The following is a 19,886-nucleotide window of genomic DNA, read 5'->3' on the forward strand; positions in this document are numbered from 1 at the left end:
TTAAAAGAGCATCATGAGCGAAATTATTTACGGCATTCATGCCGTCAAAGCCCTGTTAGAACGCGATCCGCAACGCTTCCTGGAAGTGTTTATTCTCAAAGGGCGCGACGATCGCCGCCTGCAACCGCTGATTGCCGAATTGGAAGCGACCGGCATTGTGATCCAGGTGGCTAACCGCCAATGGCTGGATGAAAAGGCGGAAGGCGCGGTTCATCAGGGAATCATCGCGCGGGTGCGTGAAGGGCGCAAGTTACAGGAAAACGATTTGCCGGGCCTGTTGGAAAGCATTGAGACGCCATTCCTGCTGGTGCTGGACGGCGTGACCGATCCGCACAACCTCGGTGCCTGCCTGCGCAGCGCCGATGCGGCCGGGGTGCATGCGGTGATCGTACCGCGCGATCGTTCTGCGCAACTGAATGCCACGGCGAAGAAGGTGGCCTGCGGTGCGGCTGAAAACGTGCCGTTGATCAGCGTCACCAATCTGGCGCGCACCCTGCGTCTGCTGCAAGAGATGAATATCTGGATTGTGGGTACCGCCGGTGAAGCCGACCATACGCTGTTCCAGAGCAAAATGACCGGCCCGATGGCGCTGGTGATGGGAGCTGAAGGCGAAGGCATGCGTCGCCTGACCCGCGAACATTGCGATGAACTGATCAGCATCCCGATGGCGGGTACGGTTTCCTCGCTCAACGTTTCGGTGGCTACCGGGATATGTCTGTTTGAAGCGGTGCGTCAGCGTAGCTGATAACGTTATCTCAGGGGCGGGGATTCTCCGCCTCTATCTCCAATCTTCCATCTTGTGATCCCGTCTCCGGCAGAAATCCCTTCAACGACCATAATTACCTTGATGGTTAATCAGGGAGCCAAACAATGGTCTGGAATACGCATACGGTTTTCAACCAGCCCAAACCTTTGGGCAACAGCAACCTTTTTCTTTCCGATACGCCATTGCGTGAAGCGGTGCAGCGTGAGCAGGCCAACTGGGATCTTGAGGTATTGGCCTCTCTCGGCCAACAGCTAGGCACGCAAGAGTCATTGGAGCTAGGGAGGTTGGCCAATGTCAATCCGCCAGAGCTGCTGCGCTATGACGCCACCGGGCAACGCCTGGACGATGTGCGTTTTCACCCCGCTTGGCACATCCTGATGCAAGGGCTGGTGGCTAATCGGGTACATAATCTGCCGTGGCAAGAAGATGCCCGTATGGGTTCTTTTGTTGCCCGTGCTGCGCGTTTTGTGCTGCATGCGCAGGTTGAAGCCGGAACGCTTTGCCCGATCACCATGACTTTTGGCGCCATTCCGCTGTTGCAACGCGCGTTGCCGTCGGCCTTTCAACCTTGGCTAGCCCCGCTGCTCTCCGATCGTTATGACACCCACTTGCTGCCGGGGGCGCAAAAACGCGGCTTGCTGATTGGCATGGGGATGACCGAAAAACAGGGGGGATCGGACGTTCTGAGCAACACCACTACCGCCGTACCGCTCGGCGGGCGTGGTAACGGTGAAGCTTATCGGCTGGTGGGTCACAAATGGTTCTTTTCGGTACCACAAAGTGATGCGCATCTGGTGCTGGCACAAACGGAAGGGGGGCTGTCCTGCTTCTTTTTGCCACGCATTCTGCCGGATGGCACCCGCAATGCGGTACGGCTGGAGCGATTGAAAGACAAGCTGGGCAACCGTTCCAACGCCAGCAGCGAAGTGGAATTTCAGGATGCCACTGCCTGGCTGTTGGGGGATGAGGGTGACGGCGTGCGGCACATCCTCAAAATGGGTGGAATGACGCGCTTTGACTGCGCGCTCGGCAGCCACGGCCTGATGCGGCGTGGGCTGTCGGTGGCGCTGTATCATGCGCTACAGCGGCAGGTATTCGGCAAAACGCTGATTGAACAACCGTTGATGCGCCAGGTGTTGGCGCGCATGGCGTTACGCCTTGAGGGGCACACGGCGTTGCTGTTCCGGCTGGCGCGTGCCTGGGAAAGCCGGAGCAACGAGGGTGAAGCGGTTTATAGCCGCTTGCTGACGCCAGCCGCCAAATACAGCATCTGCCGCCAGGGTGCGCCGTTTATCGCCGAAGCCATGGAAGTGCTGGGGGGAATCGGCTATTGCGAAGAAAACGAGTTGCCACGGCTGTATCGTGAAATGCCGGTGAACAGCATTTGGGAGGGTTCTGGCAATATCATGTGCCTGGATGTGTTGCGCAGCCTACATAAACTGCCGGGGGCACTGGAGGTGTTGCAGCATGAGTTTTCCGCCGCGCGTGGGCAGAATCGCCTGTTCGATCGCGCCTGGCGGCAGTGGCAGCAGCGTATGCGCCAGCCACGGGAAGAAATGGGGCGTTTGCTGACCCAGCAACTGTTCGACTTATGCTGCGCAGCGCAGTTGTTGCAGCATAGCGGCCCGCCGGTTGCTGAGGCCTGGTGCCATTTAACGTTGGAGCACCGTGGGGAAAGCCTGTTGCCGAATGCCGTGTGCGATACGCTGCTGAACCGGGCAATGGGGGCATAAAGAGTTAATGATAAAGAATCGCCTGTGAGTACCATTGGCCGGGCACGACGCTGTCGCTGTTCATGATGATCAGGTAATAACGTGCGCCGCTGGTATTGGCCTTACGCTGAACTTCGGCTTCTACATCCATCGGGCTGCCGCGAACCAGCGCGCTGATGGTTGTCATCTTTTCCAGCCCCGCGGTTTGCATTCGGGTAATTTCCTGCGCCTGCCCGGTGGGCGCAGCGCGGGAAAGATTCATGGCAGGTCTCGGAAAATCTTCTTTAGCTATTCAGTGTAACGCAATCATTTGTTATACCCTTTACTCTTGGTTATACCCAGTGGATTTCAAGGGGGAATAAATGGTAGAGATGCATGATGAACGAGCAGGGAATATCGCGGTGATCCACGCGGTGCCCGCGGGGCAGTATGAGAAACCGTTACCGACAGTTTTTTTCTATCACGGTTATACCTCCTCGAAAGAAGTGTATGCCTATTTTGCTTATGCGTTGGCAAAAGCCGGGTTCCGTGCGGTACTGCCGGACTGTGAGATGCACGGCGAGCGTTTTGACGGCAACGAAGCGCGGCGGTTGGCACATTTTTGGGAGATCCTGAAGAGCAACGTCGATGAACTGCCCGCGCTCAAGGCGCATTTTGAACAACGTGGGCTGATCGCCGAGCAGCGTGCTGGTGTGGCCGGTGCTTCGATGGGGGCTATGACGACTTTGGGCGCGTTCACACGTTATCCTTGGATCAAGGCTGCCGCCAGCCTGATGGGTTCCGGCTATTTCTCTTCACTGGCCCAGACGCTGTATCCCCCTTTGGATGATCAAGGCCAGCCGCTGGACGAAGCCACCTTTGCAGCACGTATCGCGCCGCTGGCAGATTATGGCGTCGACCATCATTGGGATCGCCTTGCCGGGCGGCCGCTGTTGCTCTGGCACGGTGAGGCGGATGATGTGGTGCCGGCTGCGGAAAGTGAGCGTTTGGCCAGCGAACTGCGCCTGCGCGGGTTGAGCCAGCGATTAAGCTATCTTACCGAAGCGGGCGTTCGGCATCGCATTACGCCCGGTGCGCTGGCTGCCACGGTCACCTTTTTCCAGCGCTCGCTGTAAACTCGCCCCGAAAGAGGGGCAATATGGCTTTTTCCACGGGGAAATCCGGCTATTTGCCCGTGGGTTGCAATAAATCCCACTCTGTCCTTGAGTTTCCCACCCTGCGCCAGTATGATTACGCGTCATTTTTCAGCCGCACACATACACACGTTCCTTGCTTCCATGGGCCGCGGTTGACCCTGACAGGAGGCTGAATAATCCGTAAGGAGCAATTCGATGCGTCATTACGAAATCGTTTTTATGGTCCATCCTGACCAAAGCGAACAGGTTCCGGGCATGATCGAGCGTTACAGTGCTACCATCACTAACGCGCAAGGTCAGATTCACCGTCTGGAAGACTGGGGCCGCCGTCAGCTGGCTTATCCGATCAACAAACTGCACAAAGCTCACTACGTTCTGCTGAACGTTGAAGCTCCGCAGGAAGCGATCGATGAGCTGGAAACTAACTTCCGCTTCAACGACGCCGTTATCCGCAGCATGGTTATGCGCGTTAAGCACGCGGTAACCGAAGCATCTCCAATGGTTAAAGCGAAAGACGAACGCCGTGGCGATCGCCGCGATGATTTCGCTAGCGAAACCGCTGATGATGATGCTGGGGATTCTGAAGAGTAATTGCCGCCGTGACGGCTAATCGTCTGGTGTTGTCTGGCACAGTGTGCAAGACGCCGGTGCGAAAAGTGAGTCCTTCCGGAATACCTCATTGCCAGTTTGTGCTTGAGCATCGCTCAGCGCAGGTAGAGGCCGGATTTAGCAGACAAGCCTGGTGCAGAATGCCCGTGGTTGTCAGCGGACAACAGTCACAAGCTTTAACTCAAAGATTAACGGTCGGCAGTCAGGTTACCGTGCAAGGCTTCGTTAGCTGCCATCAAGGGCGCAACGGGCTGAACAAATTGGTCCTGCATGCCGAGCAGATTGAATTGATAGATTCTGGAGACTAGCCAAATGGCACGTTATTTCCGTCGTCGCAAGTTCTGCCGTTTCACAGCGGAAGGCGTTCAAGAGATTGACTATAAAGACATCGCTACGCTGAAAAACTACATCACTGAAAGTGGTAAAATTGTCCCGAGCCGTATCACCGGTACTCGTGCAAAATATCAGCGCCAGCTGGCCCGTGCTATCAAGCGCGCGCGCTACCTGTCTTTGTTGCCGTACACTGATCGTCATCAGTAATCGGCCACTGTCCATTAACGACTTTGAGAGGATAAGGTAATGCAAGTTATTCTGCTTGATAAAGTAGCAAACCTGGGCAGCCTGGGTGATCAAGTTAGCGTTAAAGCGGGTTATGCCCGTAACTTCCTGGTACCACAGGGCAAAGCTGTTCCTGCTACCAAGAAAAACGTAGAGTTCTTCGAAGCACGCCGTGCTGAACTGGAAGCCAAACTGGCTGACGTTCTGGCTGCTGCTGAAGCTCGCGCAACCAAGATCAACGAACTGGGTTCAGTCACCATCGCGTCTAAATCAGGCGACGAAGGTAAACTGTTCGGCTCTATCGGCACCCGCGACATCGCTGACGCAGTGACTGCGGCAGGCGTTGAAGTTGCCAAGAGCGAAGTTCGTCTGCCGAACGGCGTTCTGCGTACCACTGGTGAGCACGAAGTGCACTTCCAGGTACACAGCGACGTGTTCGCACAGCTGAATGTAGTGGTGGTTGCAGAAGCTTAATCGCGACTGCCTGCCAAGTTAAAACGCCAGCCTCGTGCTGGCGTTTTGCTTTTCTGCGCCCGGTAAAACGCGTTACTCTGTGCCATCTGTTGGCAAGGAGAAGCGCAAAATGGCAGAAATCAACCTACAGCGAGTTTATGATTTTAGCGCTCCGGCACCGGAGTATTGCTACCTGATCGACCGGCTGTGGCCACGCGGCGTCAGTAAAGAAAGGTTGGAGGGCGTGGTCTGGCTGAAACAGGTGGCACCGGATAATGCATTACGCCAGTGGTTTCACCAGCATACCGACCAGTGGGATGAGTTTGAGCAACGTTACCGTCAGCAACTGGCGGAAAACGACGCCTGGCAGCCGCTGGTGGCGTTATTACGGCAAGGTGAACCCTTGACGCTGCTGTATGGCAGCAAAGACACACAGCACAACCAGGGCGTTGTACTGCGTGATTTTCTGTTGGAGCAGATTAACGGCTAGCGGAGACGGCGGTAGCTGCCATCGGCCTGGCGGCGGAACAGGACTTCGCTGTTATCGGTTGCCGTAACGGACAGCGCGATAATCACGCCGTTGGCACCACGTTCGATACGCACTTCCTGCCCGGCTTTGAGATTGCTGAGCGGTTTGTCGCTACCTTCTACCTGCGCCATGGCAAACACGTCACTCACCGGCAGGCTGTTGTCGCGGAACAGCTGCGCCAAGGTTTGGCCTGCCTGGATCTGATAGCGTTGCCAGTTGTCGTTTGCAGGCTGAGCCGCCGTTCGCTGCGGATTATTGCCCATCAGCTCCGCCTGTAGCGGTATGCTGTTTTCCTGCTGAGTCACCGGGAACTGGCGTGAGGCGCTATCGTCGGAATACGGCCATAGCAAGGAGAGCAGCAGGATGGTGCCAAAAACGATCACCCAGCGGCGGTGAAAATAGGGCAGTGGCTCCATCCAGTGGAAACTGTCCGGCAGATGCCACACCTTCAGCCACAGGGCTTTGAGCTGCTGCCCCTTGCCGTTTGGCGCGGGTGGCTGCAAGTCCGTCTCTTCTGGCGTTTCCGGGAGCTCTGTCTTTGGTGCCGTGCTGGGTTTCAGCCGCTGGCTCAGATTCAGCCAGGTGCGCAGCAGCGGCTGGTAGACTCGGGTGGTTTTCCTTCTCCTGGGCGCGATTCTGCCCATGGTGACCTCTCTTCAACTGCGTAAAAATGCCACTGTACAAAATGGTTTACTGTTAATGCCAGTATACCCTTCAAAGCGATTGATATAATAGCCCGCTAATGGTTTGCAGTGGAGGGTTGCTAAGGGCTAGACAACCTTGAATGTTAACAGAAAGTGATTGTTTCTTTTTCTACGACAAAAGTCATCATTCTCTACACAAGATTTTACCCGGCTTGGCGGCGCTGTTATGCTGCGCTTTCGACTTTTTAGAGACTAAAGGAAAAATCCCAATGACAACCCCTTCTTTTGATAGCGTTGAAGCGCAAGCAAGTTACGGGATTGGTTTACAGGTTGGCCAGCAGTTGCAAGAATCTGGGCTTGAAGGTTTACAACCGGAAGCTTTGCTGGCGGGCTTGAGTGATGCGCTTGAAGGGAATGCCCCGGCGGTTCCGGTCGATGTGGTGCATCGTGCACTGCGTGAGATCCACGAACGTGCGGATGCGGTGCGTCGCGATCGCCAACAGGCGATGGCCGTTGAAGGCCAGCAGTTCCTGGAAGATAACGCCAAGCGTGATGATGTGACGTTAACCGAGTCTGGCCTGCAGTTCTCCGTGTTGGAACAGGGTAATGGCCCGATCCCATCCCGCCAGGATCGCGTGCGTGTGCATTACACCGGCCGCCTGATTAATGGTGACGTGTTTGACAGCTCCGTTGAGCGCGGTCAGCCAGCAGAGTTCCCAGTTAGCGGCGTGATCCCAGGCTGGATCGAAGCGCTGACTCTGATGCCGGTTGGTTCCAAATGGCAGCTGTATATTCCACACGAACTGGCCTACGGCGAGCGTGGTGCGGGTGCATCCATCCCGCCATTCAGCGCGCTGGTGTTTGAGGTTGAGTTGCTGGAAATCCTGTAATTCATGCCTGATAACAGGGCGCCATTCACGGCGCCCTGCTCGTTTTACTTCTGCAATAAATCAATCTTGTAAACGGCAAAGCCGAGGTTGTCGCTACCTGCCGACGTCATCGGGTACTGCGCATTCTCTTTGATAAATGCGCTGGCTTTCTCACTGGGTGAGGTTTCAAAGCGGATATCCAGCGGCTGCGCGCTGCGCAATGCTGCCAAACGCCAGTTATTGTCCGCCTGTGGGTGTACCGCGCCGTGCTTCTGGGTTTCTGCACTGATATAGGCTGCCAGTATTGAGCGGTTTTCATCCGGTGAAGCAAAGGCGATATGGCGATCGCCGGTGCCGGCAAACTTGCCACCGTAGGCGCGATAGTTATTGGTCGCCACCAGGAAGGTTGCCTGCGGATCGATCGGTTTACCCTTGAAGGTCAGTTGTTTGATGCGTTCCGCTTTATCATTAATCAGCGCGCACTCACCGTCGTAGCGGGCGGGTTGGCTGACGTCGATCTGGTAGTTTACGCCGTCAATGACATCGAAATTGTAGGTGCGGAAACCGTCCCAGTTAATCAGCGCCTGCGGCTTGCTGCTATTGATATCGATCAGATTGAATTGCCCAGCGGAACATTCCAGCCACTCTTTGACCTCCTTGCCGCTGGCTTTCACCACCGCTAAGGTATTCGGGTAGAGATAAAGATCGGCGGCGTTGCGGAAGGTCAACTGGCCTTTTTCCACTTCGACAAAGCTGGCGGGATCGTTCTTGCGGCCACCCACTTTAAACGGCGCAGCGGCGGAAAGCACCGGCAGATCCGCCAGATCCGGGTCACCTTGAATGTAGTGTTCGACGTAGGCTTTTTGCGCATTATTGACGATCTGTACCGTCGGATCATCCTGTACTAACGCCAGATAGCTGTACATATTGCCGTCGGATTTGCCGATCGGCTTACTGACAAACTCGCGCGTTGCCTTATGATCCTGCTCTAAGACTTTCACTAGACTGGCATCTTCTGCCACCAGTGACTTTTTGTTTTCTTTATCGTAGATCGGCCGTGCTTCTGCCTGGGCGGCAGTGACTTTCCAACTGCCGCTGTCGTTGTTCAGTTGCAGATCCACCACGCCAAGGTGATCACCCCACTGGCCCGGCATCACCGCTGGCACGCCGTTCAGCAGGCCTTTATCAATGTCTGCGCCTTGAATGTTGGCGAAATCTTGGCTCGGGAATACCGCATGGGCATGGCCAAACATGATGGCGTCGATACCCGGTACCTGGCTGAGGTAGTACACCGAGTTTTCTGCCAGCGCTTTGTACGGCTCGCTGGAAAGGCCGGAGTGAGGAATGGCGACCACCAGATCGGCCCCTTGCTGACGCATCTCAGGCACATAGCGTTTGGCGGTTTCGGTGATGTCGTTGACGGTAACCTTGCCATGCAGATTCACTTTATCCCAGCTTAAGATTTGCGGCGGTACAAAGCCGATATAGCCGATGCGTAGAGTATGGGCTTTGCCGTCACGGTCTTTGACCGGCGTATCGACAATAATGTAAGGGGTGAACAACGGTTTTTGTGTTGTTGCATCAATGACGTTGGCGTTAACGTAGGGGAATTTGGCACCGGCAAGGGCGTTTTTCAGGTAGTCGAGGCCGTAGTTGAACTCGTGGTTACCGATATTGCCCACCACATAGTCCAGCGTATTCATGGCCTTATAAACCGGGTGAATATCGCCGGGTTTTAATCCCTTTGCTGCCATGTAATCGGCCAGCGGGCTGCCTTGAATCAGATCGCCGTTATCCACCAGCACGCTGTTGGTGACCTGCTGCCGTGCCTGCTGGATCAGGTTGGCGGTGCGCACCAGGCCGAATTTATCGGTTGGTTTATCCTTGTAATAGTCGTAGTCCATCATATTGCTGTGCAGGTCGCTGGTTTCCAGCACCCGCAGATCCACCGTTGCGGCCTGCGCTGAGGCGCACACCAGCAGAGCAAGGGCAGATAATCTCAGTGGACGTTTTATCATTGGTTGTCTCCATTCCATTAATATTCGAGAGGTATCGCAAAGGGATATGTAATTATCATTGGGTGTATCACCAAACTGTGAAGTTTGGCAGAAAATTGCCGAATGTAACGTGGCGAAGTGCAAAGTTGTGATGAACAAGACTTGAGGAAATACCGTAAGTTAAGGGGTTGAGATGGCTATTCCACGGAAAAAAAACTAGGCTGCTAGCTGTAGCAAGGGGACATTTCCCAAGAAACTAAGCTCCAGAGGTGAATGATGTTAGAGCAAATTTGCCAGTTGTCCCGCGAGGCGGGGGCGGCGATCATGGCGGTGTATAACGGTGAACAACCGCTTGATGTTACACAAAAAAAAGATGATTCCCCGGTTACCGCTGCCGATCTGGCTGCGCATCATATTATCCAACGGGGCTTGGCTGCGCTGACGCCGGGCATACCGCTGCTGTCGGAAGAGGATCCACCAACCTGGGAAGTGCGCCGCAATTGGACGCGCTACTGGCTGGTTGATCCCCTCGACGGAACTAAAGAGTTCCTACACCGTAACGGCGAGTTCACGGTCAATATTGCCCTGATCGAAGAGGGGGAAGCGGTGATGGGCGTGGTTTATGCGCCAGCAATCGATGTTTTGTATCTGGCCGAACGCGGTAAAGCCTGGAAGGAAGAGGGCGGCCAACGCCGCGCGATCGGCGTCAGCAATGCTCATCCGCCTTTGGTGGTGGTCAGCCGTTCCCATAGCGACGATGAATTGAAGGATTACCTACATCAGTTAGGTGAACATCAAACGGTTAGCGTGGGCTCTTCATTGAAGTTCTGTCTGGTGGCAGAGGGGAAAGCGCAGCTTTATCCACGCTTCGGGCCAACCAATATCTGGGATACTGCCGCAGGGCATGCGGTCGCGGTGGCCGCCGGGGCGAAAATCCACGACTGGCAGGGTAAGCCACTGCTATATACTCCGCGTGAATCTTTTCTCAACCCCGGTTTTCGGGTTTCGCTATTTTAGAAAAGCCCCGCCAACGAACATGGCGGGGTTACCTATTCGCTATTTCAGCAACTGATGCAGCAGCGCCATCACCTGTTGCACTTCTTGCGGCGTTAATGCGCCATCTTTGGCAAACTGGATCTTACCTTCTTGGTCCAGTACCACTATCGCAGAACCCTTCGGCTGCAGATCCCAGGCTTTTTTGACGATGCCATTGCTGTCGACAATGAACTGCGACCAAGGGAAGGTTTTCTTGCTGTCTTCAATGCTGTTGCGCACAAACATGGCGGTGCCGATGATGGCATCGTCGGTATTGACGATCGTGGTGGTCTGGTAACGATCGTGCGGCAGTTTCGCTGCCTTAATAGCTTCAATCAGCGGATCGTTCAGATCCTTGGCGGAGGTACGGCCAGCAATATGCTGGACGACACGCACTTTTCCGCTCAGCTGCGCGCTATTCCAGCTTTTATAGCTAAACTTATCATTATCGTAATCCAACTCTCCTTTGTCGCTGACGCCGATAGGGGCGACGCGCTGTTGGAGTTGGAAATTGTGTGCCGAGGCCAGCATTGGGGCCAACAGCAGCGCTATCATCAGCAGGCTACTCTTTTTCATGCATTCTCCTGAAAGGGGAAATTATTATTAAATGATACGCAGGTGCCTAAAGCATAGGTGGTCATCAGAGGTCTGTCCTGTTAGCCGGATCGCAGTTTTCCCTTCTGGTTGTAATCATGCGGTTTTTGAAGGGTTATACTGATAAATTAAAAAATCATTCTATACAATTCTGTCAAAAAGTGTAAAGCCAGTGTAGAAAACCAGGCAGAGTTGAACGAAGTAGTCTTTACTCAGTCTATTAGATAGCAATCAAGTCGCGTTCCGAATTTCGAGGCTGCCGCTTTGGCGGCCCGCTGAACGTATTGCTCCAACGGGAGGAGAGTAAAACAATGAGAATCTTCCAGCGTTATAATCCACTGACGGTGGCGAAGTATGTAAAAACCCTGTTCCGAGGGCGGCTGTACATCAAAGATGTAGGGGCATTCGAATTCGATAAAGGCAAAATCCTGATACCGAAGGTGCGTGACAAACGCCACTTCAGCGTGATGTCAGAGGTCAACCGGCAGGTGTTGCTGTTGCAAGCCGAAATGGGTTGATTGCTATACCCGTCGTCTTTCAAGCCGCAGCGTTGTTGACTGCACTCGTTCACCCAGTCACTTAACGGAGTGAGCTTCTGGTGGCTCACGAGTTTGTCGCCTAGCTGCAACTTGAAATCCATAGGGTATAGGGGAGTTGAATCTGTAAACAATTGCGGCCCCAAACGGGGCCGCTGATGTTTCTGGAGCTAGGCGTTTATGCCTGAAGGGATTCATCCGGGGTTTTTGGCAACAGGCTGGTCGGTTTGTCGCTCAGGCGCGTAACCAGCAACTGGTCAATCTTGTAGCTATCAATATCCACTACTTCAAACTTGTAGCCAGCATACTTGACGAAATCGGTACGTTTCGGGATTTTACGCAGCATATACATCATAAACCCGCCGATGGTTTCATAGTTACCGGCCTGCGGGAACTCATCAATGTGCAGCACGCGCATCACATCTTCAATCGGCGTACCGCCTTCAATCAGCCAGGAGCTTTCGTCACGCGCCACAATCTGTTCTTCCTGCCCTTGGCCCACCAGATCGCCCATCAGCGTGGTCATCACATCATTCAGGGTAATGATCCCGACCACCAGCGCGTATTCGTTGAGGATCACCGCAAAGTCTTCACCCGCAGTTTTAAAGCTTTCCAGCGCTTCTGACAGGGTTAACGTATCGGGCACGATCAACGCCGAGCGGATCTGCACGCCGCTGCTCAGCACCAGGCTCTGGTTGCCCAGCACGCGGTTCAGCAAGTCTTTGGAGTCAACATAGCCGACCACCTGATCGATGTTGCCGTCGCAAACCAGGAATTTGGAGTGCGGATGGGTGGAAATCTTCTCTTTGATACTGTCTTCGCTTTCGCGCAGATCGAAGTAGATCACGCTTTCACGGGAGGTCATCGACGAAGGCACCGTGCGTGATTCCAGTTCGAACACGTTTTCAATCAGCTCATGTTCCTGTTTGCGCAACACCCCGGCCAGCGCACCGGCTTCTACCACCGCATAAATATCGTCGGAGGTAATGTCGTCTTTACGCACCATCGGCAGTTTGAACAGGCGGAAGATCAGGTTGGCCATGCCGTTAAAGAACCACACCAGTGGCCGGCAGATCGTGATCGAGAAACGCATCGGGTTGATGATCCGGACGGCAACCGTCTCTGGTGCAATCATACCGATGCGCTTCGGGGTTAAATCCGCGAACAGAATGAACATACTGGTCACCAGCACAAACGAACACATGAAGCTGATTTGCTCCGACAGTTCAGGTGACAGGAAACGATCGAATAACACTTTAAAAGAGGGGGAGAAAGCCGCATCACCGACGATACCGCCCAGGATGGCCACGGCGTTAAGGCCGATTTGTACCACGGTAAAGAACAGGCCCGGCGTTTCTTGCAGTTTAAGCACTCTGGCGGCATTGACGTTACCTTCGTCAGCCATCAGTTTCAGTTTGATCTTGCGTGACGCGGCCAGAGAAATTTCCGAAAGCGAGAAAAATGCGCTCACCGCAATCAGAAAAAGAATCAGTAAAATACTGTTTAACATAGTCTATCCATTCGTGCCGACGGGATGGCGGCGCTCTTTCGGAGGGGGTATATATTGTGAAAAAAGTAATGATAACAACCAGAAGGGAAGCTATCAGGCTGCAAACGCAGCCTGCATAGTATAGCAGTAGCCCTGTGAGGGCCGCCAGCGGTTAAAAATTTACCGCTGGTCAACGGGTTAACCCTGCGGCGGCAGACAGACTCCGATCCCGCCCAGGCCGCAATAGCCACCAGGGTTCTTGTGCAGATACTGCTGGTGCTCGTCCTCGGCGTAATAAAATGGCCGCGCGGCAGCGATTTCGGTGGTGATGGTGCGTTTATCATTCGCTTCATTCATCGCCTGCTGGAAGCGTTGCAGGCTGTGTTGCGCTTCTGCCTGCTGCTCGGGCGATAAAAAGTAGATAGCAGAACGATACTGTGTACCGATATCTCCGCCCTGACGCATCCCCTGCGCGGGATCGTGGTTTTCCCAGAATATCTGTAGCAGATGTTTATAGCTGGTAACTTGCGGATCAAACACCACGCGCACCACTTCGGCATGGCCGGTCTGGCCGCTGCACACCTCGCGATAGGTTGGGTTTGGCGTGTACCCACCGCTGTAACCGGCTGCGGTGCTGTAAACCCCCGCTTGTTGCCAGTACAGGCGTTCGACACCCCAGAAGCAACCCATGCCGAAGATCGCGATTTCCATCCCTTCAGGCACTGCCGTCATGGAGTGGCCGGTCACCTCGTTGAGGGTTGCCACCGGCATGGGCGTGGTACGGCCAGGTAACGCATTGGCCTGATCGATAGTTTGAGACTTATCAAGGAATTGCACCACGGTTTACTCCTGTAGTTGCAGTAAGAATTGACCTAATAGAGGCGTGTGTCAGTTGTAACTGGCAACTTCTTTGCCCACAATAAGTCTTATGTTGTGTTTATGTATAAGCTTAACGCAGTATTTTGAGCGCAAAAAGCCAAGAATGCGTCTTGTTTTCGGTAACAGAAGATGCCGGGCTCCAGAGCAAAGGTATTGGCAGGAAATAAAATAAACTAAGGAGAACGTGTGCCACGATACCCGGTCCTTTGCGTTTTATGTGCGCTGTTCGCTGCGCCATCGGTGCTTGCGGCGAATCTGCGGCTACAGGTTCAAGGCCTGAGTGGGGATTTGGATAGAAACGTTCGCGTGCGGCTTTCGGGGATCACGCCGGAAGAGGTGAGCGCTGAAGGGCGTTTTCGCGCACGGGTGGACGCTGCTATTCGTCAGGGCTTACGACCGTTGGGATACTATGAGCCGACGATTGAGTTTACGCTGGACGATCGCCCGACGCTTTCGCGCCCGGTGCTGTACGCCAAGGTCAACCCCGGTGAGCCGGTGCGGATTGCTGGAGCGAATATCAACCTGGAAGGCGGCGCGCGAACTGATGAAGACTACCTCACGCTGGTCAAAACCAGCCGCCCGACCCTGGGTGAAATCCTTAACCACGGTGAATACGACAGCTTTAAGAACTCACTGACCGGGCTGGCGCTGCGTAAAGGCTACTTCGATGCCAACATGGCCAAGAGCCAGCTTGGTGTTGCGCAGGAACTGCATAAGGCATTTTGGGACATCGACTTTGACAGTGGCGATCGTTACCGCTTTGGCAAGGTGAAGTTCCAGGGATCGCAAATCCGCGAAGACTATCTGCAAAATCTGGTGCCCTTTCATCAGGGAGACTATTACGACTCGAGCGATCTGGCTGAGCTGAACCGTCGTTTATCTGCCACTAACTGGTTTAACTCGGTGGTGGTGTCTCCTGATTTTCACGATGCCAAAGAGAACAAGATTTTGCCGCTAGATGCGCTGGTCACGCCACGCAACAGCAATATTATGGAGTTGGGCGGCGGTTTCTCTACCGACATCGGCCCGCGAGTGAGAGGGACCTGGCGCAAGCCCTGGCTGAACGAGCGCGGCCAGAGCCTGACCACCAGTGCCAGTATTTCGGCACCGGAGCAACAGCTGGATTTGACCTATCGCATTCCCTTGCTGAGAAGCCCTCTTGAGCAGTATTACCTGCTGCAAGGCGGTTTCAAGCGTACCGATCTGAATGATACCAAATCTGACAGTACCAAAATGGTGGTTTCACGTAACTGGGATCTCTCCAGCGGCTGGCAGCGAGCGTTAACGATGAGCTGGCGTTTGGACCACTTTACCCAAGGCTTGGTCACCGACACCACCATGCTGCTTTATCCCGGTGCCACCATTAACCGCACGCGCGTGCGCGGTGGCCTGATGCCGGTCTGGGGGGACAGCCAACGTTATTCGATAGATGTTTCAGACACCACTTGGGGCTCTGACGTCGATTTTGCGCTGTTGCAGGCACAAAACGTCTGGATCCGCACCTTGGCAGAAAAACACCGTTTTGTGACCCGTGCTCAGGTGGGATGGATTGAAACCAACAACTTCGACAGAATACCGCCGGATCTGCGTTTCTTCGCCGGTGGCGATCGCAGTATTCGTGGTTACAAATTCCAGGGTGTTTCTCCGCGTGATGACAGTGGCAAACTGACCGGCGCCTCTAAAATGCTGACCGGTTCGTTGGAATATCAATACAACGTGACCGGCCGCTGGTGGGGTGCGATGTTTGTTGACTCGGGGGAAGCGGTGAATGATATCAGACAGCGGGATATTAAAACCGGTGCGGGCGTTGGCGTGCGCTGGCAGTCACCGGTTGGGCCGGTGAAATTGGATATCGCTGCACCGATTGGGGATCAAGAAACCCACGGCGTACAGTTTTATATCGGCTTGGGGCCTGAACTATGAGTCTGGTGAAAAAGATTTGTCTGGGGTTCCTGATCCTGTTGCTTCTGCTGCTGGGAACGCTGGCGTTTTTGCTGGGTACCACTACTGGCTTGCATATGGTGATCAACGGCGCAGTACGTTGGGTTCCGCGGCTGGAAATTGCCGCCGTCAGCGGTGGCTGGCGTGATTTGACGCTGAAAGGCGTGAAATACCAGATGCCAGGGGTCGCGGTTAACGCCGGGCAGTTCCATCTGTCGCTCGATCTCTCCTGCCTGAAACACAGCTCATTGTGTATCAATGCGTTGACTGCGCAAGATGTGGATGTGGTGGTGAAAACCGCCGAAATGCCGCCATCTGCTCCGGTGACGGAAACCAGTGAGCCGCTCACCAACCTCAGCACGCCGTACCCGATCGCGTTACGTCTGTTGGCGTTGAATAACGTCAAGGTCAGCGTGGACGATACCGCTATTTCGCTCGGGGAGTTCCGCACTGGTGCTCAGTGGCAGCAGCGTGCATTAACGTTGCAACCCACCTCAATCCGCGCTTTGTTGATCGCTTTGCCAAAAACGCCGGTACTTACCGCTGACGAGGTAGCGAAGAAGGCGGAAGCAACGGCCGCAGAAAAACCGCTGGCTGAAACGCTGCAAGCGTTGTTCAGCAAGCCGCTGTTGCCGGATTTGCCGGAAATCCACCTGCCGCTTGATATCACCGTCCAACAAATCAGCGGTGAACAGCTGCGTTTGACCGGCGATAACGACGTATCGATCACTAGCCTGTTGCTGCAACTCAGTACTCAGGATCAGCACATTCAGCTCGACAGTTTTGTCGTGAAATCGCCACAGGGTTCGCTTTCAGCCAAAGGCCAGGCGACGCTGACCGGCAACTGGCCAGTAGAAATGACGATCAACAGTGCGCTGAACATCGATCCGCTGAAAGGCGAAAAGGTGAAGCTGAACATCGGTGGTGCGCTGCGTGAAGAGCTGAAACTGGCGCTGAATCTCTCCGGCCCGGTGAGTGCGCAGCTCGATGCGCAAACCCAACTGGCACAAGCCGGGTTACCGTTGGCCTTGACGTTGCAAAGCAAGCGGTTGAAATGGCCGTTGACCGGCGAGGCACAGTATCAGGTCAACGATCTGCGCCTGCGCCTCAACGGCAAAGCCGCTGATTATGCGCTATCGACGCGCGCCAATTTCCAGGGCCAGGACCTGCCACCGGCGGCTATCACGCTGGATGGTAAAGGCAATCTGGCACAGTTCCGGCTCGAACGCCTGCGCGTGGCGGCGCTACAGGGCAATACCGATCTCACCGCGCTGGTGGACTGGAGCAAGGCAATAAGCTGGACTTCTCAACTGACGCTCAGCGGTATCAACACCGCCAAACAATGGCCGGAGTGGCCAGCACGGTTAGAGGGCAAAATCACCACCCGTGGCAGTTTGCACGGCGGCAGTTGGCAACTTCAGGTGCCGGTATTGCAGCTTGATGGCAATGTGAAGCAAAACAAAGTCTCGGCCCGTGGCACACTCAGTGGCAATGCGGCCGGGCAGTGGCGAATTCCCGGTATCGAACTGGCGCTGGGGCGCAATACGCTCAGTGCCAAAGGCCAGCTAGACGAGAAAAACTGGAATCTGGATGCCAATATCGATGCACCGCGTCTGGATGGTGCCTTGCCAGGGTTGGGAGGAACGGTCAGAGGCCAACTCAAGCTGCGTGGCAACTTGCAGGCACCGCAGTTGCTGGCGGATCTGACGGCGCTTGGCCTGCAATGGCAGGCGCTGCACATCAACCGGGTGAAAGTGGACGGCGATGTGCGTTCGGCTGACCAGATCCAGGGGCAGTTAACCGTGCGGGTGGAACAACTGAAGCAGGATGCATTACAGGTCAATCTGCTGACGCTGGATGCGCGCGGCAGCGAGCGCCAACACCAGCTGCAATTGAATATTGAGGGTAAGCCGGTTTCCGGGCAACTTCAGCTTAGCGGTAGTTTCGATCGTCAGCAGCAGCGTTGGCGCGGCGAGCTCAACAATACCCGCTTCGACACGCCGGTAGGTGAATGGCGTTTGACCCGCTCCATCGCGCTGGATTACCTGAATGCGCAGCAGAGAGTCAGCGTTGGGCCGCACTGTTGGCAGAACCCCAATGCTGAGCTGTGCGTGCCGAGAACCATTGAAGCCGGAGCCAGTGGCCAGGCCAGCGTAGTGCTCAACCGTTTTGATCTGGCGATGATTAAACCGTTCCTCGGCCCAGACACGGCGATGAGCGGCGTATTCAGCGGCCGGGCGGATGTCAGTTGGCAACCGGGCGGTGCGTTACCACAGGCGCGAGTCTCGCTGGTGGGTAACAGCGTGAAAGTGGTGCAGCAGATGCAGGGCAGCGCGCTGCCGATCGCGTTTGAGACGCTCAATCTCAACGCGGGGATGAACAATGGCCGCGTGCAGGCTGACTGGCTGATCAAGCTGGTCAACAATGGGCAGTTCAACGGTAACATTCAGATCACCGATCCGCAGGTGCGCCGTAATATCAGCGGCAATGTGAACATCACCAATATCTCCATGGCTTTACTGAAGCCGATGCTGACGCAGGGCGAGAAAGCCTCGGGGATGCTGAATGCCAATCTGCAGTTGGGTGGCAGCGCGCAGAGGCCGCTGGTATTTGGCCGCTTGGCGCTGGATAAGGCGATGATCACCGGCCACTGGATGCCGTTTGATATGACCGAAGGCCGCCTGGCGGTGAATTTCAACGGGATGACTTCAACGTTGGAAGGTTTGCTCAGCACTACCCATGGGCAACTGAACTTGGCGGGTGATGCTGACTGGCATGATATCAATGCCTGGCGCGCGCGCATCGCGGCTAAAGGTAATCAGCTACGGGTAACGATACCGCCAATGGTGCGGATTGATGTTTCACCGGATCTGGTGTTTGAAGCCACGCCGCAGCTGTTCGCACTTAACGGTTCGGTTGATATTCCTTGGGCGCGTATCACGGTGCAGGAACTGCCGGAAAGTGCGGTAGGTATCTCCCGTGATGAAGTGATGCTCAATAACCGGTTGGAACCGATTAAACCGGCTACGGCGGGGATCCCGATCAACAGTAATCTGATGGTGCGCATCGGCAACGACGTGCGGTTGGATGCCTTCGGCCTGAAAGCCGTGTTGCGCGGCAATCTGAGGGTGATACAGGACCAGAATGGTCTGGGGCTGAACGGGCATATTGATATCCCATCGGGGCGCTTCCACGCTTACGGGCAGGATTTGATCGTGCGCAAAGGCCAGTTGCTGTTCTCTGGCCCACCCGACCAGCCATTGTTGAATATCGAAGCGGTGCGTAACCCGGATGCCACCCAGGATGGCGTCACCGCCGGGGTGCGAGTGACCGGCATGGCCGATGCGCCAAGGCTGGAGGTGTTCTCTGACCCGACGTTATCGCAGCAAGAAGCGCTGTCTTACCTGTTGCGCGGCCAGGGTTTGGGGGCAACCGGTGCTGATGGCAACGCCATGACCTCAATGTTAATTGGTATGGGGGTTGCACAAAGTGGTCAACTTGTGGGTAAAATCGGCGAGGCGTTTGGCGTAAGTAATTTGGCCCTTGATACCGAGGGAGTTGGTGACAGCTCTCAGGTAGTGGTGAGCGGCTATGTCCTCCCCGGCTTACAAGTAAAATATGGGGTGGGGATATTCGACTCGCTGGCCACGCTGACGTTGCGATACCGCCTGATGCCTAGGCTGTATCTGGAAGCGGTGTCTGGCATTGACCAAGCACTGGATGTGCTCTATCAGTTTGAGTTTTAAGCTATGCGAATCATTGTTTACGGCAGTTTACGACGCAAGCAGGGGAACAGCCATTGGATGACTAACGCCCAATGGTTGGGTGATCATGAGCTTGATGGTTATCAGATTTATAATCTGGGCCATTACCCGGCTGCAATCCCTGGAGAGGGCACGGTACATTGCGAAGTGTATCGTATTAACTCATCGATTCTGGCAGAGCTGGACGAATTGAAAAGTAATACCAGGGACTATAAGCGCGAACTGATTCAGACACCTTATGGAAGTGCGTGGATCTACCTGTATAAGCACAGCGTAGAGGGTTTTCCGCGGATTGAGTGTGGTGACTGGCTGAAGCGCCTAGACTAAAAGCAGTAAAAAAAACGCCGCTCAATGAGCGGCGTTCTTCATCTGAAC

General features: G+C 54.9%; 20 protein-coding genes. 14 read left to right on the top strand and 6 right to left on the bottom strand.

Features of this window, described 5'->3' with window-relative positions; genetic code table 11:
• The first annotated feature begins 13 nt into the window (after positions 1 to 13).
• Together rlmB and ACX1CU_RS02000 are read left to right on the top strand one after the other, a co-directional pair.
• A complete protein-coding gene (gene rlmB / locus ACX1CU_RS01995; protein ID WP_459400990.1) occupies positions 14 to 745 on the top strand; it encodes a 23S rRNA (guanosine(2251)-2'-O)-methyltransferase RlmB in 732 nt (243 codons plus the stop codon).
• A gap of 125 nt (positions 746 to 870) precedes the next feature.
• On the top strand, positions 871 to 2,499 hold the full coding sequence (locus ACX1CU_RS02000) for an isovaleryl-CoA dehydrogenase (RefSeq protein ID WP_459400991.1): 1,629 nt from the start codon (positions 871 to 873) through the stop codon (positions 2,497 to 2,499).
• 4 nt (positions 2,500 to 2,503) lie between these two features.
• On the opposite strand, the gene bsmA is transcribed toward ACX1CU_RS02000, so the two are convergent.
• Positions 2,504 to 2,770 carry a biofilm peroxide resistance protein BsmA gene (bsmA, locus tag ACX1CU_RS02005; RefSeq protein WP_459402700.1) on the bottom strand — a complete coding sequence of 89 codons (267 nt, stop codon included), beginning with the start codon at positions 2,768 to 2,770 and terminating at the stop codon, positions 2,504 to 2,506.
• A gap of 70 nt (positions 2,771 to 2,840) precedes the next feature.
• On the opposite strand from bsmA, the gene yjfP reads away from it, so the two are divergent.
• The 6 genes from yjfP (at position 2,841) to ACX1CU_RS02035 (ending at position 5,724) form a co-directional block, all read left to right on the top strand.
• Positions 2,841 to 3,593 carry an esterase gene (gene yjfP, locus ACX1CU_RS02010; RefSeq protein WP_459400992.1) on the top strand — a complete coding sequence of 251 codons (753 nt, stop codon included), beginning with the start codon at positions 2,841 to 2,843 and terminating at the stop codon, positions 3,591 to 3,593.
• 216 nt (positions 3,594 to 3,809) lie between these two features.
• Positions 3,810 to 4,205 (top strand): 30S ribosomal protein S6, encoded by a 396-nt coding sequence (gene rpsF / locus ACX1CU_RS02015; protein WP_037404458.1) that lies wholly within the window; start codon positions 3,810 to 3,812, stop codon positions 4,203 to 4,205.
• 8 nt (positions 4,206 to 4,213) lie between these two features.
• Positions 4,214 to 4,531 carry a primosomal replication protein N gene (gene priB / locus ACX1CU_RS02020; protein WP_076943052.1) on the top strand — a complete coding sequence of 106 codons (318 nt, stop codon included), beginning with the start codon at positions 4,214 to 4,216 and terminating at the stop codon, positions 4,529 to 4,531.
• 4 nt (positions 4,532 to 4,535) lie between these two features.
• Positions 4,536 to 4,763 carry a 30S ribosomal protein S18 gene (gene rpsR / locus ACX1CU_RS02025; protein WP_000135199.1) on the top strand — a complete coding sequence of 76 codons (228 nt, stop codon included), beginning with the start codon at positions 4,536 to 4,538 and terminating at the stop codon, positions 4,761 to 4,763.
• Between the two features lie 39 nt (positions 4,764 to 4,802).
• Positions 4,803 to 5,255 (top strand): 50S ribosomal protein L9, encoded by a 453-nt coding sequence (rplI, locus tag ACX1CU_RS02030; protein WP_076943051.1) that lies wholly within the window; start codon positions 4,803 to 4,805, stop codon positions 5,253 to 5,255.
• Between the two features lie 109 nt (positions 5,256 to 5,364).
• Entirely contained in the window at positions 5,365 to 5,724 is a 360-nt protein-coding gene (locus tag ACX1CU_RS02035) for a DUF488 domain-containing protein (protein ID WP_459400993.1), read from the top strand.
• Here ACX1CU_RS02035 and ACX1CU_RS02040 read toward each other — a convergent pair.
• Positions 5,721 to 6,407, bottom strand: a complete 687-nt coding sequence (locus ACX1CU_RS02040) for an OapA family protein (protein ID WP_459400994.1) — start codon at positions 6,405 to 6,407, stop codon at positions 5,721 to 5,723. The genes ACX1CU_RS02035 and ACX1CU_RS02040 overlap by 4 nt on opposite strands.
• 269 nt (positions 6,408 to 6,676) lie before the next feature.
• Here ACX1CU_RS02040 and fklB point away from each other — a divergent pair, with 269 nt between their 5' ends.
• Entirely contained in the window at positions 6,677 to 7,297 is a 621-nt protein-coding gene (gene fklB / locus ACX1CU_RS02045; protein WP_459400995.1) for an FKBP-type peptidyl-prolyl cis-trans isomerase, read from the top strand.
• Positions 7,298 to 7,341: 44 nt separating this feature from the next.
• On the opposite strand, the gene ACX1CU_RS02050 is transcribed toward fklB, so the two are convergent.
• Positions 7,342 to 9,294 (bottom strand): bifunctional 2',3'-cyclic-nucleotide 2'-phosphodiesterase/3'-nucleotidase, encoded by a 1,953-nt coding sequence (locus ACX1CU_RS02050; protein WP_459400996.1) that lies wholly within the window; start codon positions 9,292 to 9,294, stop codon positions 7,342 to 7,344.
• A gap of 255 nt (positions 9,295 to 9,549) precedes the next feature.
• On the opposite strand from ACX1CU_RS02050, the gene cysQ reads away from it, so the two are divergent.
• Positions 9,550 to 10,290 (top strand): 3'(2'),5'-bisphosphate nucleotidase CysQ, encoded by a 741-nt coding sequence (gene cysQ, locus ACX1CU_RS02055; RefSeq protein ID WP_459402701.1) that lies wholly within the window; start codon positions 9,550 to 9,552, stop codon positions 10,288 to 10,290.
• Positions 10,291 to 10,329: 39 nt separating this feature from the next.
• Here cysQ and ACX1CU_RS02060 read toward each other — a convergent pair whose 3' ends face one another.
• Positions 10,330 to 10,884 carry a YtfJ family protein gene (locus ACX1CU_RS02060; protein ID WP_459400997.1) on the bottom strand — a complete coding sequence of 185 codons (555 nt, stop codon included), beginning with the start codon at positions 10,882 to 10,884 and terminating at the stop codon, positions 10,330 to 10,332.
• Between the two features lie 329 nt (positions 10,885 to 11,213).
• On the opposite strand from ACX1CU_RS02060, the gene ACX1CU_RS02065 reads away from it, so the two are divergent.
• Positions 11,214 to 11,420, top strand: coding sequence for a DUF1107 domain-containing protein (locus ACX1CU_RS02065; protein WP_037404450.1), 207 nt, complete (start codon positions 11,214 to 11,216; stop codon positions 11,418 to 11,420).
• 196 nt (positions 11,421 to 11,616) lie between these two features.
• On the opposite strand, the gene paeA is transcribed toward ACX1CU_RS02065, so the two are convergent.
• Both paeA and msrA read right to left on the bottom strand, forming a co-directional pair.
• A complete protein-coding gene (gene paeA, locus ACX1CU_RS02070; protein WP_459400998.1) occupies positions 11,617 to 12,948 on the bottom strand; it encodes a polyamine export protein PaeA in 1,332 nt (443 codons plus the stop codon).
• A 177-nt stretch (positions 12,949 to 13,125) separates the two neighbouring features.
• Complete coding sequence (gene msrA / locus ACX1CU_RS02075; protein WP_459400999.1) at positions 13,126 to 13,767, bottom strand: peptide-methionine (S)-S-oxide reductase MsrA; 642 nt, start codon at positions 13,765 to 13,767, stop codon at positions 13,126 to 13,128.
• A 225-nt stretch (positions 13,768 to 13,992) separates the two neighbouring features.
• On the opposite strand from msrA, the gene tamA reads away from it, so the two are divergent.
• Genes tamA through ACX1CU_RS02090 form a run of 3 tightly spaced genes read left to right on the top strand, consistent with a single transcriptional unit; the run spans position 13,993 to position 19,838 of the window.
• Positions 13,993 to 15,729, top strand: coding sequence for an autotransporter assembly complex protein TamA (tamA, locus tag ACX1CU_RS02080; protein WP_459401000.1), 1,737 nt, complete (start codon positions 13,993 to 13,995; stop codon positions 15,727 to 15,729).
• The gene (tamB, locus tag ACX1CU_RS02085) at positions 15,726 to 19,493 is read left to right on the top strand and encodes an autotransporter assembly complex protein TamB (protein ID WP_459401001.1); all 3,768 of its coding nucleotides are present in this window, start codon (positions 15,726 to 15,728) and stop codon (positions 19,491 to 19,493) included. The genes tamA and tamB overlap by 4 nt, the downstream gene beginning before the upstream one ends.
• 3 nt (positions 19,494 to 19,496) lie before the next feature.
• Positions 19,497 to 19,838, top strand: coding sequence for a gamma-glutamylcyclotransferase family protein (locus ACX1CU_RS02090; RefSeq protein WP_459401002.1), 342 nt, complete (start codon positions 19,497 to 19,499; stop codon positions 19,836 to 19,838).
• The last annotated feature ends 48 nt before the right edge of the window (positions 19,839 to 19,886 follow it).

This window comes from Serratia sp. D1N4 (genome assembly GCF_054552755.1).